This is a genomic window from Elstera litoralis (genome assembly GCF_000963705.1).
Lineage (GTDB): Bacteria > Pseudomonadota > Alphaproteobacteria > Elsterales > Elsteraceae > Elstera > Elstera litoralis.
The window spans coordinates 1-602 of sequence record NZ_LAJY01000989.1 but is presented as its reverse complement, the minus strand read 5'-3'; the positions used below and the strand labels follow the sequence as shown (position 1 = coordinate 602).

The 602-nt window shown below is 55.5% G+C and carries 2 protein-coding genes; both read right to left on the bottom strand.

What is annotated here, in order from left to right; translation table 11 throughout:
- The coding region (locus VZ95_RS21100) for a hypothetical protein (RefSeq protein ID WP_045777621.1) at window positions 1-330 on the bottom strand (330 nt) is incomplete at its 3' end.
- 25 nt (window positions 331-355) lie between these two features.
- Window positions 356-602: flagellar basal body rod C-terminal domain-containing protein (locus tag VZ95_RS21095; protein ID WP_045777620.1), on the bottom strand; the 247-nt coding region annotated here is incomplete at its 5' end.

Sequence of the window (602 nt, the reverse complement as noted above, 5' to 3'; positions counted from 1 at the left end):
CGTGGGCACATCCGGGGGCGTCGTCGCATCCGATAGTTGCGCCAGATAGCCATTCAGCGTGCTGATCGATTTGTCGATCGCTGCAAGCGAGCTATCCATCAGCTTCATGCGATTGGTCGCAATGCTAATGTTGCGATTATACTGATCAATCTTCGCCATCATCCCGCTGGCGGAAATGATCGAGCCTGCGTCGGACGCCACACCCGCGAAGGTTTGGGACTTAAAGCCCGTGCTGATCTGCTCATCCACCAAGGATTGTCGGTATTGGATGCGCTGCAGATAGCTGAGCTGCGAGCGAAATAGCGCTTCACTTCCGATCCGGCTGGGCATGTGCGTCTCTCCTCGTCAGCGTGTCTTAAGCGCCGATACCCAGCAGGGTATCGAACATTTCATTGATGGTCGTCACAACTCGAGCGGAGGCCGAATAGGCGTTCTGGTAGGTCACCAGATTGGCCATTTCTTCGTCCACATTCACGCCTTCGAGCTCCGAGGCTTGGCTTTGCAGCGAGCGCACGAATTCCACTTGGAAATCGGCATCGGCCGAAGTCTTGCTGGCGACGATGGCGTTTTGCGACACCATCGATTTCGCATAGCTCGCATAA